Genomic DNA, 17,030 nt, shown 5'->3' with positions numbered 1-17,030 from the left:
AACTATGACATTTATCACATAATAGAATTAATGACAATCAATGGTGCTAGTTGCTACATCTATAATGGGAGCAGGAGAGAGGTAAGGGATCCCTAAGCCCATACCACGAATAATGAATAAGAGTCCAATAATGACAACAAACACAGGAATGGCTTTTTGAATACGTTGTTTTATCGTAGAATTTAAAAATTTACCTAGATATATAGCAGTAGTCATTAAAGGAATAGTGCCTAAACCAAAAAGTATCATGTACAGACCACCATAAGCAGCATTTTGCATGGTTAAAGAGGCAAAAACAGCCATGTAAACCAATCCGCAAGGGAGAAAACCATTTAGAAAACCAATGGTTAAAAATGTATCGGCAGTTTTCTTTTTAAGCGCTTTTCCTAATTTTGATTTTACTACGGAAATGAGCCTGTACAACGGTTTTGAGAGGTTATATTTGTTAAAGGTTTTTACAGGAATTAGAACTACTACAATCATTAATATACCGATTACAATAGAGAGTTGTTGCTGTATACCGAAGAGATATAAACTTTTACCAACTAAACCGAAAACAAAACCTATGATGAAGTAGGCAAGTAGTCTTCCGAAGTGATAAGAAAAAATTTGTAGTATTTTTTTTAAAGAGTTAGATCTATCTACTGGCAGCATAAAAGCGATTGGTCCACACATACCTACACAGTGGAAACTTCCTAATAGACCAAATAAAAGTGCAGACCAGAGCATCTTTTTGTATTAATATGTAATCTCCTTTTTGTAGAGATATGATTTTCCGTTATATTGCCAATCAATTTTAATGTTCCAACGACCATCCAATAAACGTTTGTCAGGTATGAGCAAATTGTGATGAGACAATGAAATTGCAGTTTCAAGGTCCATTTGTTCATTAGATGGTCTATATAGGAACACTTTTCCAGTGATTTTTTTTGAGTCTAAAGATTTTGGAAATGAAAATTCTAATCCTTCTTCAGTTCGTTTCCAAGTAAGATCGGTTTCTAAAGTTTTAGAATTATTTTCTTTATCAATATCGTTTTGTAATTCTAATTCGGCTTCATAATAATCCTCTCTTACTAATGATGTCTCATATTTATCTGATAGGTTCATATTAATAACGAAGTACATTATAAAACTAATAAAAGCTATAAATGCAATAACGATTCCTGTTCCCCAATTAAATTTCATATCTTTTTTCTCACAAAAGTGAGAACCTCCTATTATTAATTAATATTTTGTTCTTCATGAGCAAACTGCTTGCAGAAGACGACATACTATTTGTTTTTAATTATAGCTCCTTGGCCCTAAAAAGTTAACGGTTGTGGTTTCTATCAATTCGTCTTTGCTATACACCTCAATCATTAATTTGTTTTTATCACCTGAGAGTTCACTTTTGTCAATTTCTATAAATAATGTTCCTTCTGCTGCACCTTGAGCTGGTACTTCAAAGTAATCACTTGTTGATACCATTTTTATGTCACCTTTAAATTGTCTTAATTTAAAACTGACATCACTTATGGTTTCTGTGGTTTTATTTATCAATTTGTAGGTAAACACATTGCTAATAATATTACCTTCTTTGTGCTCATATAATTGTCCAGGAAGCCTTAATACTCTAGCTTCTACATCTGTTCTCAATAAAAGTAAGCCTGAAAGAATACCAACCAATATAATTAAAACCGCTGTATAGCCTTTTAATCTAGGTGTAAACTTAAATTTCTTTTTATTTTCAATCTCATCTTCACTTGCGTATCTAATTAAACCTTTAGGTAAATTAATACTCTCCATAATGTGATCGCATTCATCAATACATGCTGTACAGTTAACGCATTCTAGTTGAGTTCCATTTCTAATATCTATACCTGTAGGACATACATTAACGCATTGTAAACAATCTATACAATCACCATGACCAAGAGCTTCTCTATCTTCATTTTTTCTGAATTTTTTTCGACCATTTTCTGCCTCACCACGTTTATGATCATAGGCCACAATTATTGATTTATTGTCTAATAATACACCTTGTAATCTACCATAAGGACAAGCAATTATGCATACCTGTTCTCTAAACCATGCAAATACAAAGTAAAATACTGCTGTAAAAATAATTAGTGGAATAAGTGTTCCTGTATGTTGAAAAGGGCCTTCGGTTATGTATTTTATTAGTTTATCACTTCCAATTAAATACGCTAAAAATATGTTAGCAATTAGAAATGAAATTACTAGAAATATAAACCATTTTAAAAGGCGTTTTCTAATTTTCTCAGCGTCCCATTTTTGTCTGTCTAATTTTCGTTGTTTGTTTCTGTCACCATCAATCCAATATTCTATGCGTCTAAAAACCATTTCCATGAATATGGTTTGCGGACAAATCCATCCGCAGAAAATACGTCCGAAACCAACCGTAAAAAGAGTAACGAAAACAACACCAATAAGCATTGATATAACGAAAAGGTAAAAATCTTGAGGCCAAAATGGAAATCCAAAAATATTAAAACGACGCTCTAATACATTAAACATTAAAAATTGATTACCTCCAATTTTAATGAAAGGAGCAATAAATAAAAATGCTAAAAGACCATAACTTACAATCTTTCGTTTTTCATAATAACGACCACTCGGTTTTTTAGGATATACCCAAGCACGTTTACCGTCTTCATTTATTGTCCCTATGGAGTCTCTAAATTTTTCGTTACTTGGTGTTTCCATTGTATTAATTCTCTTCTATCGTAATAACAGAATCTGTTTTAACTTCTATAGCTTTTGTTGGAATATCTTCTATTGGTGCATCTTCACTCACCCAAATATCACCATCTGGAGCTTTAGGTTCAGCAGGAGTGGTACCTTCAAACTTTAAGACATAACTTGCAACTTGAGCAATTTCGGCAGGTTTTAAACTCTGTTTCCATGCAATCATACCTTTACCATCACGACCACCTTCAGAAATAGTTTTAAATACATTTTTTATGCCTCCGCCTAAAATCCAATATTTATCGGTTAGATTTGGACCAATTCCACCACCACCATCAGCTTTATGACAAGCAACACAATTGGTTTCAAATATGCCTTTTCCAGCTTTAATGTCAGCAGCATCTGTTAACACTGTTACGGTATTAAAATCTACTAAATCTTTAGCGTGTTTTTTATACTCTTCTATATCAATTTTGGCTTGAGCAATATCTGCTTCAAGTTCATCAAATTGATTATCGCCATTAAACACATGATATTTTATTAAATATACGGCTCCAAAAATTATAGATGCATAGAATGCGTACAGCCACCAAGGTGGTAAATCATTATCTAATTCTTTTATCCCATCGTAGTTGTGGTCTAAAATAATAACGTGTTCTTGCTCTATTGGTTTTTGACCTAATGATTTTGTATATGTTCTATTTATCCATAGTACTAATTTAGATGGAGCATTACGTTTGGCATCATATCTAGCTTTTGCTTCTTCGTCTAAACTTTGATAAAGTATATTATCTAAGGCTCCAACGATACTTTCTATAGCGATAAGAATTAGTAAAACTAATAATAAAAATAAGGCTACAAGTGGTTGTTCAATAAATACAGGCTTATCTCCAGAATCTATAAAATATTCTGTTAAACCGAAGATAATGAAGAATACAGTTGGTATTCTTATCCAAGATGGTATATTTTTCATAGTTCTGATGGATTTTGGTTTTCTAATGGAATATTGCTCACGGTCGTAATGTAATCTTTTTTAGCAGTAATGACCCACCAAAATAAGAGGACAAAAAAAGTGAAAAATATAATTAATGAAATCAATGGATATATTTCTATACCAGTGATACTTTCCATATGGTTTTTTACAAATTTTAGCATGATTAGTTAGTTTTGAGTTGTTGTTACCTCTTCATCTTTTACCTTAATATCTGTTCCAAGACGTTGTAAATAAGCAATGACTGCGACTATTTCTCTATTTCTCATCTCAATGAAAGCATCACCACCTGCTTTTTTATCTGCTTCATATGTTGATGCAAAATCAGGATCTGTATATAGGTTTTTTTCAATTTGAGTTCCTTGTTCATTCATAGATTGTTGTGCATTCGCAATCTCTTCATCTGTATAAGGCACACCAAGTGAAACCATGACTTTCATTTTAGCTTCGGTTTGAGTTTTATCGAGCTCATTTCTTACTAACCATTGATATGATGGCATAATAGAACCAGAAGAAGTACTTTGTGGATCGTACATATGGTTTAAGTGCCAATTATCTGAATATTTACCACCTACACGATGTAAATCTGGTCCAGTACGTTTACTTCCCCAAAGGAATGGATGATCGTAAACATATTCTCCAGCTTTAGAATATTCTCCATAACGCTCTACTTCATTTCTAAAAGGTCTCACCATTTGTGAGTGACAACCAACACAACCTTCTCTAATATAAATATCTCTCCCTTCGAGTTCTAAAGGCGTGTAAGGTTTAACACTTGTAATTGTTGGAATATTAGATTTAACTAATAAGGTCGGTACGATTTGTACAACACCACCAATTAAAATAGCGATAGTTGCATAAATAGTTAATTTAACAGGTTTACGTTCTAACCAAGTGTGCCATCCTTCACCAGCAACACGTCTTTTTGATACACGTTGAAGTGCAGGAGCTTCTGCCAATTCATCTGTAACTTTACTACCTTTTTTAATAGTGATAATGACATTAATAATCATGATTATCATACCAGTGATAAATAACGTTCCACCAATGGCACGCATCCAATATAATGGCATGATTGCAGTTACTGTTTCTAAGAAATTACCGTATACTAAGGTACCATCTGGATTAAACTGTTTCCACATTGCCCATTGTGTAAATCCTGCGACATACATAGGTAAAGCATAAAAAATGATTCCTAAAGTGCCAATCCAAAAGTGAAGATTTGCTAAACCAATAGAATGCATTTTTGTTTTAAATAATTTTGGTACTAGGTAGTAAATCATTCCGAAGGTTAAAAAGCCATTCCATGCTAATGCACCAACGTGCACATGAGCAATAATCCAATCAGTAAAATGCGCCATTGCATTTACACTTTTAAGAGATAGCATAGGGCCTTCAAAAGTCGCCATACCGTAACCTGTAATGGCCACAACCATGAATTTTAAAACAGGATCTGTACGTACTTTATCCCAAGCACCACGTAATGTCAATAAACCGTTTATCATTCCTCCCCAAGACGGCATTAATAACATAATTGAAAAGGCAACACCGAGGTTTTGAGCCCATCCTGGTAGCGCTGTATAAAGTAGGTGGTGAGGTCCAGCCCAAATGTATATAAATATTAATGACCAAAAGTGAACAATTGAAAGTCTGTAAGAGTAGACTGGTCTATTTGCAGCTTTAGGCACAAAGTAGTACATTAAACCTAAAAATGGTGTTGTTAAGAAAAATGCAACCGCATTATGTCCATACCACCATTGTACTAAAGCATCTTGTACACCTGCGTATACCGAATAACTTTTCATACCAGTAATAGAAACAGGTAATGATAAACTATTAAAAATATGAAGTACGGCAACGGTCACAAAAGTTGCTAAATAAAACCAAATAGCCACATATAAATGACGTTGACGTCGTTTTAATAAGGTGCCAATTAAATTCCATCCAAAAACAACCCAAATTACAGCAATAGCAATGTCAATAGGCCACTCTAATTCGGCATATTCTTTTGATGATGTGTAACCCAGAGGTAATGTAATAGCAGCAGCCACAATAATTAACTGCCAGCCCCAAAAATTAATTTTACTTAGCGTATCGTTAAACATTCTTGCTTTTAACAAACGTTGTGTAGAATAATATACACCTGCAAAAATGGCATTACCAACAAAGGCAAAAATAACAGCGTTGGTATGTAAAGGTCTTAAACGACCAAAACTTAACCATGATACATTTTTAATCAATGGCATCTCTGGAAAAATAAACAAGAATGCAAGTAGTAAACCTACCGACATACCTATTACTCCCCAAAACATGGTTGCATAAAGAAAATTTTTAACGATTTTGTTATCGTAATGAAACTGTTGAACTTCCATAATTTATTTAGTTAGTCTTTTTAATTTTAATAGTTGGTTTTGGTTGCTCTTTAACAAGTTCATCGTCAAATAGCATTCTAACAGAAGGTGTATAATCATCATCAAACTGTCCGTTTTTTACTGCAGTTATAAACGCAATAAAGAACACAACAGCAACAATAATACTGATACTCAATAAAATATATATAACACTCATACCTATTAGAAGTTATGGTTCAAAATTACGTTTGAACTGCTAATTAAAACATGATTTTTATCATGTTTGACTTAAAATTTTATTTTTTCTTCGGAAATAGAATCACTATAAATTCTTATCCTTTTATTTTAATTTTCGACCTAAAAGATTTGTAGCAATCGTTGTAAATACCACGATGCTAATTGAACTCAATGGCATTAATATAGCTGCAATTACAGGTGCTAATTGTCCTGTTACAGCAAAGTAAAGTCCAATTACATTGTAAAAAAATGATAGTACAAAACTCCATTTTATAATCTTAATCGCGCTTTTAGATGCACCTATAAATTTGTTGAGTTGGTTAAATTTTGAAGCATCTAAAATAGCATCACAAGCAGGTGAGAATACGTTCACGTTTTCAGATAAGGCAATCCCTACATTACTTTGAGCTAATGCTCCAGCGTCATTGAGTCCATCACCAATCATTAAAACTTTTGCACCTTCTGTTTGATGGTATTTTATATATTCTAATTTGTCATCTGGTTTTTGATTAAAGATGAGTTTAGTTTTAGAAGGTAATATTTTTTTGAGGTTCTCTAGTTCACCTGCATTGTCACCCGACAGGATCACTAAATCGTACTGCGTTTTTAATACATTAAAGAGTTTAGATAGTCCTTTTCTATAGCTGTTATAAAACGTGTATTTACCTTTATATTCATTATTTGTACTAATATGAACTTGCGTATTTAGTATTGAATGCTCTTTTGCGCCAACAAAACTTGCTGAGCCAATTTTGATATAATTATCATTATGGTTGGCCTCAATACCTTGACCTAAGTGTTCTTCAAAATGATTGAGAGAAATGATATTATTTTCATCTAAAATATCATAAAGCGTTCTACTTAATGGATGGTTAGAACCACGAAGCGTGTTTTTAAGTAATAGTTCTTCGGAAGGGCTTAAAGCCAACCCATCGTATTGTGCTGTGCTTTTTTTGTTAGACGTTATGGTTCCGGTTTTGTCAAAAATTATAGTGTTTATAGCAGCTAATTGTTCTATAACTGCAGCGTTTTTGACGTAAAATTTTAATTTTCCGAAGATACGAAGCAAATTACCAAAGGTAAAGGGAGCAGAGAGTGCAATTGCGCAAGGACAGGCAATAATCAACACTGCTGTGAATACATTCATTGCTTTTGAGGGATTTACAAATAGCCAAAATAAAGTAGCAATTACTGCTATGCTAAGTATGATAATTGTAAATTTTTTGCTTATTCTATTGGTTAAGTTTGTAAAACCATCGTCTTTATTTTTGCTAAAAATATCGTTACTCCAAAGTTGTGTGAGGTAACTTTGTTCAACAGATTTAATGGCTTCCATTTCAATAACTCCAGAGGTTTGCTTGCCACCAGCAAAGAGTTTGTCGCCAGATTGTTTACTCACACTATCAGACTCTCCTGTGACAAAACTGTAGTCTATTCGTGCATTTCCGTTAATGAGAATGCCATCAACAGGAATGAGTTCTTCGTTTCTAATGAGAAGTCGGTCTCCTTTTTTAATATCATAGACTTGTATTGGGTGCTCGCCAATTTCCGAAGATATTTTAGTAACCGCAATTGGGAAATAGGATTTGTAATCGCGCTCAAAAGATAAAAAGGAGTACGTTTTTTGCTGGAAAAATTTACCTAATAGTAAAAAGAATACGAGCCCTGTTAAGCTATCAAAAAAACCAGAACCAAGATCAAAAATAATTTCGATGGTACTTCTAATAAACAACACTGAAATTCCTAAAGCAATAGGCACATCAATATTTAAAAGTTTTGAACGCAGCCCTTTAAATGCAGAGATGAAATAATCGGCTCCAGCATAAAAAACTACAGGTATTGAGAATACAAACATCAACCAACGAAATAAATGTTTGTATTGTTCTAGCCAATATTCTCCCACTTGAAAATATTCAGGAAACGATAAAAACATGACATTACCAAAGGCAAAACCGGCAATTCCTAATTTGTAAATTAGATTTCTATTAACGTTTTGCTGTCCAGTTTTATAATCGTCTAAAGAAATATAAGGTTCATAACCTATTGAGCTTAATAATAAAACAACGGCTTTGAGCGATGTCGTTTGAGAGTTGTACGTGACTCTCACGTTCTTTTTACCAAAATTAACTTGAGACGATGATATGTTTGGATTTAATTTGTTGAGGTTTTCTAAAATCCATATACAAGAGCTACAATGTATGTGCGGAATGTATAAGGTTGCGATTTGCGTGTTTCCATCGTTAAATTCAGTTAGTTTTTCAATGATATTATCTTGCGATAAAAAATCATATTTACCCTCAATTTCTTTAGGGATTGTACCTGGAGAAGCCTGCAAATCATAATAACATGTTAAGTCATTTTCTGAGAAAATCTCATAAACAGTCTTGCAGCCATTACAGCAGAAGTTTTTTTCATCATAGGCAATAATTGTAGAGTTACAATCATCACCACAGTGGAAACAAATAGTTTGTTCCATAATTTTTGCTCATTTATACCTGTAACAAAAGTCACAAAACAAGTGGTTTTAAAATATGATATTTGTCATGTTTTAATTATTTTTACATAAGCGCAAATAAAAGGGTATGAGTAGATGCGAAAGTTGTATTGCAAGACAGTTAAACTCAATGAAGTCTATGACTAAAGCTGAGTTGAAACGAGTTTCAGATTGCAAGACCACCAAATTTTTTAAAAAAGGAGATGTTATTTTTGATGAAGGAGAATCCTTAAATGGAGTTTTTTGCGTACGAGATGGTGTCGCAAAATTGACAAAACTTAGTGCAAACGGAAATAATCAAACCATTAAGTTATTAGGTAAAGGAGAACTTCTTGGTCAACGCTCTATCATATCTGATGAGCGCACTAATTTAAGTGCTATTGCATTAAATGATATTGAATTATGTTATGTTCCTAAAGATCCAATTATGGATCCTCTGCAGGTAAATCAAGTGTTTTCTTTTGATGTATTGCAGCATTTGGCTAAAGATTTAAGAGAGGCAGAAGATGATATGATAGACATGGCTCAAAAAAGCGTAAAACAACGTGTTGCACAAGCACTTGTATATGTTGATAAAACATTTGGTGTTGATGATAACGGCTATTTAAATTTAATTTTATCTAGAGATGATTATGCAAGTATTGTTGGCACTGCAACAGAATCTGCAATTAGAATTATATCTCAATTTAAAAAAGATAAATTAATATCTACACGTGGAAAACAGATTAAAATAGAGAATCTTCAAAAATTAAAACTCATCGAGTAGTTTTATAAAAACTTTACGAAAATTACATTGAAATAGTTGTATTTTTATACGGCTATGACAAAACAAAATAATTTTAAAAAAGGGTTTGTTTTTAAACCTTATGAAGCTCCAAATCAATCTCCTTTTGAAAAGCTTTTTGAGATTTTCAAAGAATTAATTACTCACACTTCAGGTGATTTTGACGAAGCTATTTCTTGGCTTCGAGAATTAGATAAAGAATACGAATTAACAACGTCTGAGTATACCATTGACGATTTTATAGAAGATCTTAAAAAGAAAGGTTACATCAAAGAAGACATTGATCCCGATGGTAATGGAGCCATGGCAATTACTGCAAAAACCGAACGCGCAATTCGGCAACAAGCCTTAGAGCATATCTTCGGAAAAATTAAACGAAGCGGTCAAGGCAATCATAAAAGTAAAGGCGTTGGTCTTGGAGATGAACATACAGGAGATTTTAGAAACTACCAATTTGGTGATGCCTTAGATAAGGTCTCGATGACCGAAAGTTTACGAAACGCACAAATAAATCATGGTATTGGCGATTTTAGCCTAACTGAAGATGATTTGGTGGTTGAAGAAACGCTGCACAAATCTCAAATGAGTACTGTACTTATGATAGATATTAGCCACAGCATGATTTTGTATGGAGAAGATCGTATCACTCCAGCTAAGCGAGTAGCGATGGCCTTGGCCGAATTGATTACCACACGTTACCCAAAAGATACTTTAGATATTATTGTCTTCGGAAATGACTCTTGGCAAATAGAAATCAAAGATTTACCATATCTTAAAGTTGGACCTTATCATACCAATACCGTTGCAGGATTACAATTAGCAATGGATTTACTAAGACGAAAGCGTAATACTAACAAGCAAATTTTTATGATTACCGATGGTAAACCTAGTTGCTTAAAGCTGCCAGATGGTCAATATTATAAAGATAGTAATGGTCTCAATCCATACATCACCAATAAATGCTATGCGATGGCGCAGCAAGCCAGAAAATTACATATACCAATTACAACGTTTATGATTGCACAAGATCGTTATTTGATGCAATTTGTAGACGAGTTTACTAGAGCAAATCAAGGAAAAGCGTTTTATACAGGTTTAAAAGGCTTGGGTGAAATGATTTTTGAGGATTATGAGACCAATAGAAAGAAAAGAATTAAAGGGTAAAAAATAAAGAATAAAAAATAAAGAATAAAGAGAATAGAGCAAAGACTGAAGTTGTTCAGTATTGAGGGCGTTTTTTGTCTATGATCTCTTTTGTAAACATTACATATGAAAATAGAAAACATAAATACTTTAGGCGAACTAAAAGCATCAGGTTATCAATCAAAATCTATAAAAGATGAATTGCGTGATAATTTGATAGAAAAGTTAAAGAACAAACAAACAGCTTTTGAAGGTGTGCACGGTTATGAAAATACTGTAATACCAGAATTAGAACGTGCGATTTTATCAAGACATAATATTAATTTATTAGGACTTCGCGGACAAGCAAAAACACGGTTAGCACGATTAATGTTGAATTTGTTGGATGATTACATTCCTGTGGTTGACGGTTCTGAAATTAATGACGATCCTTTAAATCCTATATCTCGTTTTGCCATGGAGTTAATTACCCAAAAAGGTGATGAGACTCCAATAACGTGGCTACATAGACATGATCGTTTTGCTGAAAAACTAGCAACTCCAGATGTTACAGTGGCAGATTTAATTGGTGATGTAGACCCAATAAAAGCAGCAAATTTAAAATTGAGTTATGCCGATGATCGTGTGATTCACTACGGAATGATCCCTAGAGCCAATCGTTGCATTTTTGTAATTAATGAGTTACCAGACTTACAAGCTAGAATACAAGTGGCTTTATTTAATATTTTGCAAGAAGGTGATATTCAAATTCGCGGCTTTAAATTAAGATTGCCTTTGGATGTTCAGTTTATTTTTACAGCAAATCCTGAAGATTATACCAATAGAGGAAGTATTGTAACACCTTTAAAAGACAGAATTGGAAGCCAAATTTTAACACATTACCCAACAGATATTGAAACGGCACGATTAATAACAGAGCAAGAAGCAAAATTTGTTGAAAGTCAAAAAGAGACGGTTTCAGTTCCTGATTTAGCTAGAGATGTATTAGAACAAATTGTATTTGAAGCAAGAGATAGTGAATATATAGATGAAAAAAGTGGTGTAAGTGCACGATTAAGTATTACTGCTTTAGAGAATCTATTAAGTACGGCAGAGCGTCGTGCGTTAACCTCAGGTGATTCTCATACAATGGTGCGTTTGAGTGATTTTGTTGGAATCATTCCGTCAATTACGGGTAAAGTAGAATTGGTTTATGAAGGTGAGCAAGAAGGCGCAGCTATGGTGGCTTTTAATTTAATTGGTGAAGCAGTTAAAAGCTTGTTTCCAGAATTTTTTCCGAAGATAGAAAAATTAAAAAAAGATACCGATGAAACACCTTATGATGATATTATATCTTGGTTTTTTAATCAACAAGAAGGTTTTGAAATCTTAGATGATTTGAGAGATAAGGAGTATAAATCGATGTTAGATAGCGTATCACCTTTAGATGATTTATTAGGCGAATACCAACCTAAACTGTCTAAAGAAGATAGTTATTTCGTTAAAGAATTTGTGCTTTGGGCTTTAGTAGAATATAAGCAATTAAGTAAATATCGTTTTACTGAAGGGATTCAATTTAAAGATCCTTACGGAAGTTATATAAGTGGGATTTAATTACCTATTATCTCTACTTTTAATATTAGCATCGCAGAGTTTTATAATCTCTGCGATTCTTTTTTGTTTAGTGTCTTCTCTTTTGGCTTGATGTAACCAATAGAGATAGCTTTTTCTATACGATGGCGCAAAGTTTTGATAGTTGTTAAATGCAACTGCGTTAGTATTAAAAGCCTGCTGCAACTCTGTTGGGATGATCCCTTTTTCAACGTTGTCTAATGCTGTCCAACTGCCATTTTGTTTTGCAATTTCAATAGATTTTAACCCGTAATTATGCATCAAGTTCTCCTTAATTAATACTTTGATATGCTTTTTATTTAAAGCGCTCCAAACACTTTTAGGTTTTCTTGGGCAGAAATACTGTTTACGTTTGCCATTACCTAAACTTTTTACTGTAGAATCTATCCATCCATAACATAATGCAACTTTAACAGCTTCTTCCCATCGCATAGATGGTTCTTTATGATCTACTTTGTAAAATATGAGATAAATGCCATTGGTTTGGGTGTGGTTTTCTTCAAGCCATTGTCGCCATTTTGTATCTGTTTTAAAGTAGAGTTCCATTGTTGTTATTAGAATTTTGAAGTTTCAGGATGAGCAATCTATAGAGGTTATCTTATTATTTCATTAGGAAACACAACCACACTTTCAAAACCTTCTTCATCTACAGATGCAATTCCGAAGTAAAAATTGTCAATCACAATACCTTTCAAAGTAAATTCAGTAACGTTTTCTACATATCTGCTATGATCCCATGTTGGTGATGTGGTATCTCTCCAGTAAATTTTGTAACCTTTTGCACCATCAACCGCATTCCATTTTAATTTTGCTGATGCTTCAACAATACCACCAATAGCAACTTTTGTAGGTGCAGAAGGCGCAGAGGCCAAACTAGCCATATTAATGGCATTTACTGCAGTGAGTTTTTTTGCGTAACCAAAGTTGACGTGCTCAAATGTATCTCCATAGTTGATACCGTTTTCGGTTCTAATATCTTGGTGTTGTTGCGTATAATTTTCATGAGCTTCCATAATTCTTATACCAGGAAAGCCCAAGTCGTTAAACGGTCTATGATGTCCGCCACGACCAAAACGATCTAAACGATATACCATCATTGGGTTCATTTCTGGCATATACGTTTTAGTGGTTTTATGAATGTATCTTGCCAACTGACGAGAAACTCCATCAACCTCACCTCCATAAAAGCGTCTAGCGTTGCGTTGACGTTCGGTTTCATTTGGAGGTACTGGTTCTGAGAAAATTCTGAAAGTACGATTATCAATTACGCCATCAACACCTTTGATATTTCCAATCATGTCATTATTTAAAATGCCAATGATATCCCAACCTTTATCTTTGGCATAGGCAGCTAATCCTGCACCACCAAAAAGACCTTGCTCTTCACCAGATAAACCAACATAAATAATACTGCTTTCAAATTCATATTGAGATAAAACTCGAGCTGCTTCAATAGCTCCAGCCATACCAGAAGCATTGTCGTTTGCTCCAGGAGCATCGGTTGTAAAATCCATAGTGTCACTAGCACGAGAATCAATATCGCCACTCATAATGATATAGCGATTTGGGTATTTAGTGCCTTTTTGAATCGCAACAACATTAACAACCCAAGCATCATGAGGTACACGACGATTACCTGCTTTTGTAACAAAATCTTTTTGGTAAAATACATTTAGGCAATTGTTACAATTTTTAGAAATGGTCTCAAATTCAGTTTTAATCCATCGTCTTGCAGCACCAATTCCTCTAGTGTTGCTTACAGTATCGCTAAAGGTGTTTCTGGTTCCAAATTCTGTAAGTGTTTTTACATCTTGCCTTATTCTTTCTTCGGAAATGTGATCAATAATATCATATATCTTTTGATTAGTTTGAGCCGTCGCAACGAGACTAAACGTTGCTAATATTAGAGTGAATATGTTTTTCATAACGGTTTAATTTCTAAGTCTTAAAGTTCCGAAGATATTAGCATCAATCCAACCTTTATTTTTATCTTCTCCTTCTACAAATACAGAGCCTATAAAGTTTTCTCGTGTTTCACTTTTATCGTTATCACAATACGCCAAGGCAAAACCTATTATTTGTCCAGGTTGAAGTTTTAAAGGAGTGTTGTTTTCGTGATCGTTATAAGTGTCATCAAACAATGAAATTTTTACTTCCCAAATTGAAGTATTACCTGTTGTAATGCGCTTAGATTCTAAATGAGAATTATATAGTTTCCCTTTTTTTTCTGTAGACATATCCACAACATTGCCATCTAATGCAATGTGATAAGCAAAAGCATTGTGGTTGTATTGATGTTCGCCACCACTATTATCTGCATCAATAAAAATTTCTAAACAATCATCGTCCCACCAAGCCACTAAGGGATCATCATTATTATCAACTAAAACATCATCTTGTATTTCAGCTAATAGATAAAGTGCATCCTCAGACCATGACAATTTATAGCGACCAGCAAAATCATTTTTAGTGTAAGCGTTTCCAAGCCATAGTTGATCTAGAGGAAACCAAAACTTTGATGACCAAATATCATCATCTGCTTTACCATCAATAATAGGTTCGTTTTTAGCTTTATCTACAAAAATAATTTGGTTAATATGTTTTGGTTTAACAATATTCTTTTTATAATTAAATGTGACAATTTCTATTTCGCCTTCATCATTTTCAATATCGACATAAACATTCATTTCATTTTGACTTACTTTTTCAAAACTCATTCCTTCAAAAATGACTTGGGTTGGTGTAATTTTTTTCAACGGAAAATCAACAGTTTCATTTTTAGTTTCCCAGCCTTTTAAATCATTGTCAAAATGTTTTAACTGGAGCACTAGTGAGTTTTCGACCTCGCGTATGATTTCAATTTCATAAAACGAGACCTGATTGTCATTAATTAATTTAAATGTAGCCATCATAGAACCACCCGAAGGTTCGCTCCAAATTTCTTCAACTTGACCACCAAAGGCTTCGCCTTTCCAATGGCCAGAAATCCATTTGATGTTTTCTAGTTTTGGAGCTAGAGAATCTTTTGTTGTAATATAAGTTTCAGTTTGAGCAGATATATTTAAACTAAATATAAAGAGCAGGCTAAATAAATATTTCATATTTTTTTTATTGCATAAATGTAACTGTTGTTATTAATCCTTTTTCAATCTCATATATAGCTATGGCATAAACAATTTGTCCGTTTATAGTTACTTTTTCTTTATCAATCACCATGTTGCCTAGTATGATTCTATTGACTATTTCAACATTTAAATCTGGTGTGTTTTTAAAGAAAGCGTCATAACTTTTTTTTAGAGCAGATCTTCCATCGGTTGTTACGTTATTTGGAAACGAGTAGAGCTTTACATTTTTTGAAAACGTATTGGCAAACGCTTTAATATCTCTCTCATTATACTTGGCTAATTGATTATTTACTACGGTTTCAGGATTTTCTGTTACGGTAGAGGTTGATAAAAAAGTCATGGCATTTATTCCATTTCTATCGATTTCATAAATAGTAGCTTGGCGTCTTGTGATGTTGTTGATAAGCGCTAATTCCTCATCAATAACATAATTTTTAAAATGTATTCTATTTAATACTTTAATATTTAATTTGTCATGCTCCTTAAAAATGGTGTTGTACGTCTCTTCTAGTTTTGTTTTACCTTCATATAATTTGTCATCTGGAAAAAAATGTACCGTAACATCATCATTAAACGCATTAACAAAGTTAGCAAGTTGTTTTGTATTGTAAGGCTCAATACGTCTATCTACAATTTGAGAAGCGTCCTCTTCACTAATTGGTTGGTTTGGGTCAATTATTTCTTCTTTTACTTTTGGTACTGTTTTAATATCACCTGTAACTAGAAGTTTTGTACCATCACTATTAGTTGCTAAACGCGATATTTTGATGATACCTTCTTGATAAAGATCCTTAACTTTTTTCCAATTATTATCAACTCTCATAGTAAGTTTATAGAGAGTGCTACCATCACTAGAAAGGAGATTTTTTTTATTTAACCAACATATATCTTCTACATTAGCAATGGTGTTTGCAATAAGCCTAATTTGTCCAGAGACTGGATTTAACGATTTTATTTGCCATTGTTTTTCATTTTCTTTTGAAATAAAACTCACTAAATCTGAATTTGGAATTCTATGAAAAGAGCGCCCAACATTACTGGCCAATTTTTTACTATTACCTGTATTTAAATTCGTGCGATATAAATTGAGTTGATCACCTTCAATTACTGCCGAAACAATAATTTCTTCATTAAACCATGTGTAATATGCCACTACCAAATCTTTGATGAGCTCAGTAGATGCACCGTTTTCTAAATTATAACGATATAAGCGTTGTTTCCCATCGTTGTCTAATCTTACGGCCGAAATGTCTTTTTTCTTCGGAAATTTTAAGGGTGTATATTCTCCGCCTTCTGTTTCATTTATAAAGCTTATCGAATTGTCGTTGAGGTTATATGTGGCAATATCAGTTTGATTATTTCTGGTTGCAGCAAATAGAATGGTATGGCTATCGTAAAACGACGGTTGATTATCATAGCCATTATTATTAGATAGGTTTCTCGGATTTTCTATTTCAATTTTAGAATTGACAGTGGTAACATCAAAAAGGAAAATCTCTGGGTTAGTTTGACTATTAATCGTGATGGGTAGTGAAAGTAAACAGAATAAAATGAGATAATTACGCATAACAAATAGTTTCTTGAAAGATAGAAATTTTAAGGTAGA

At 33.2% G+C, this 17,030-nt stretch carries 15 protein-coding genes; 3 read left to right on the top strand and 12 right to left on the bottom strand.

Features of this window, described 5'->3' with window-relative positions; translation table 11 throughout:
• Window positions 1–27: 27 nt before the first annotated feature.
• The 8 genes from TD29_RS00510 to TD29_RS00475 form a co-directional block, all read right to left on the bottom strand.
• On the bottom strand, window positions 28–729 hold the full coding sequence (locus tag TD29_RS00510; protein WP_040278122.1) for a sulfite exporter TauE/SafE family protein: 702 nt from the start codon (window positions 727–729) through the stop codon (window positions 28–30).
• 9 nt (window positions 730–738) lie between these two features.
• Window positions 739–1,185 (bottom strand): FixH family protein, encoded by a 447-nt coding sequence (locus TD29_RS00505; protein WP_040278120.1) that lies wholly within the window; start codon window positions 1,183–1,185, stop codon window positions 739–741.
• A gap of 96 nt (window positions 1,186–1,281) precedes the next feature.
• On the bottom strand, window positions 1,282–2,706 hold the full coding sequence (ccoG, locus tag TD29_RS00500) for a cytochrome c oxidase accessory protein CcoG (RefSeq protein ID WP_040278119.1): 1,425 nt from the start codon (window positions 2,704–2,706) through the stop codon (window positions 1,282–1,284).
• A 4-nt stretch (window positions 2,707–2,710) separates the two neighbouring features.
• Window positions 2,711–3,661, bottom strand: coding sequence for a cbb3-type cytochrome c oxidase N-terminal domain-containing protein (locus tag TD29_RS00495; protein ID WP_040278118.1), 951 nt, complete (start codon window positions 3,659–3,661; stop codon window positions 2,711–2,713).
• Window positions 3,658–3,843, bottom strand: a complete 186-nt coding sequence (locus tag TD29_RS18755; RefSeq protein WP_040278116.1) for a hypothetical protein — start codon at window positions 3,841–3,843, stop codon at window positions 3,658–3,660. Before TD29_RS18755 ends, TD29_RS00495 begins: the two co-directional genes overlap by 4 nt.
• Window positions 3,844–3,849: 6 nt before the next feature.
• Window positions 3,850–6,051 (bottom strand): cytochrome-c oxidase, cbb3-type subunit I, encoded by a 2,202-nt coding sequence (gene ccoN, locus TD29_RS00485; RefSeq protein ID WP_040278115.1) that lies wholly within the window; start codon window positions 6,049–6,051, stop codon window positions 3,850–3,852.
• Window positions 6,052–6,058: 7 nt separating this feature from the next.
• A complete protein-coding gene (gene ccoS / locus TD29_RS00480) occupies window positions 6,059–6,247 on the bottom strand; it encodes a cbb3-type cytochrome oxidase assembly protein CcoS (RefSeq protein WP_040278114.1) in 189 nt (62 codons plus the stop codon).
• 123 nt (window positions 6,248–6,370) lie between these two features.
• Window positions 6,371–8,743, bottom strand: coding sequence for a heavy metal translocating P-type ATPase (locus tag TD29_RS00475; RefSeq protein WP_040278113.1), 2,373 nt, complete (start codon window positions 8,741–8,743; stop codon window positions 6,371–6,373).
• Between the two features lie 106 nt (window positions 8,744–8,849).
• Here TD29_RS00475 and TD29_RS00470 point away from each other — a divergent pair, with 106 nt between their 5' ends.
• From TD29_RS00470 to TD29_RS00460, 3 genes are all read left to right on the top strand, one after another.
• Entirely contained in the window at window positions 8,850–9,527 is a 678-nt protein-coding gene (locus TD29_RS00470) for a Crp/Fnr family transcriptional regulator (protein WP_040278112.1), read from the top strand.
• Between the two features lie 54 nt (window positions 9,528–9,581).
• On the top strand, window positions 9,582–10,709 hold the full coding sequence (locus tag TD29_RS00465) for a vWA domain-containing protein (RefSeq protein ID WP_040278111.1): 1,128 nt from the start codon (window positions 9,582–9,584) through the stop codon (window positions 10,707–10,709).
• A gap of 105 nt (window positions 10,710–10,814) precedes the next feature.
• On the top strand, window positions 10,815–12,281 hold the full coding sequence (locus TD29_RS00460) for a sigma 54-interacting transcriptional regulator (protein ID WP_040278110.1): 1,467 nt from the start codon (window positions 10,815–10,817) through the stop codon (window positions 12,279–12,281).
• Here the strand turns inward: TD29_RS00460 and TD29_RS00455 are convergent, their stop codons facing one another.
• The 4 genes from TD29_RS00455 to TD29_RS00440 are packed head-to-tail and all read right to left on the bottom strand — an operon-like array spanning window position 12,282 to window position 16,991.
• Window positions 12,282–12,845 (bottom strand): YdeI/OmpD-associated family protein, encoded by a 564-nt coding sequence (locus tag TD29_RS00455; RefSeq protein ID WP_040278108.1) that lies wholly within the window; start codon window positions 12,843–12,845, stop codon window positions 12,282–12,284.
• A gap of 47 nt (window positions 12,846–12,892) precedes the next feature.
• Window positions 12,893–14,224 carry a M28 family peptidase gene (locus tag TD29_RS00450; RefSeq protein WP_040278107.1) on the bottom strand — a complete coding sequence of 444 codons (1,332 nt, stop codon included), beginning with the start codon at window positions 14,222–14,224 and terminating at the stop codon, window positions 12,893–12,895.
• 6 nt (window positions 14,225–14,230) lie between these two features.
• The gene (locus tag TD29_RS18140) at window positions 14,231–15,400 is read right to left on the bottom strand and encodes a DUF6265 family protein (RefSeq protein WP_084203359.1); all 1,170 of its coding nucleotides are present in this window, start codon (window positions 15,398–15,400) and stop codon (window positions 14,231–14,233) included.
• A 7-nt stretch (window positions 15,401–15,407) separates the two neighbouring features.
• Window positions 15,408–16,991, bottom strand: coding sequence for a nuclear transport factor 2 family protein (locus TD29_RS00440; RefSeq protein WP_040278105.1), 1,584 nt, complete (start codon window positions 16,989–16,991; stop codon window positions 15,408–15,410).
• Between the last annotated feature and the right edge of the window lie 39 nt (window positions 16,992–17,030).

It is taken from the genome of Psychroserpens damuponensis (genome assembly GCF_000826655.1).
GTDB lineage: Bacteria > Bacteroidota > Bacteroidia > Flavobacteriales > Flavobacteriaceae > Psychroserpens > Psychroserpens damuponensis.
Note: the sequence above shows the minus strand (reverse complement) of the source record. Positions and strands in the feature narration are given on the sequence as shown.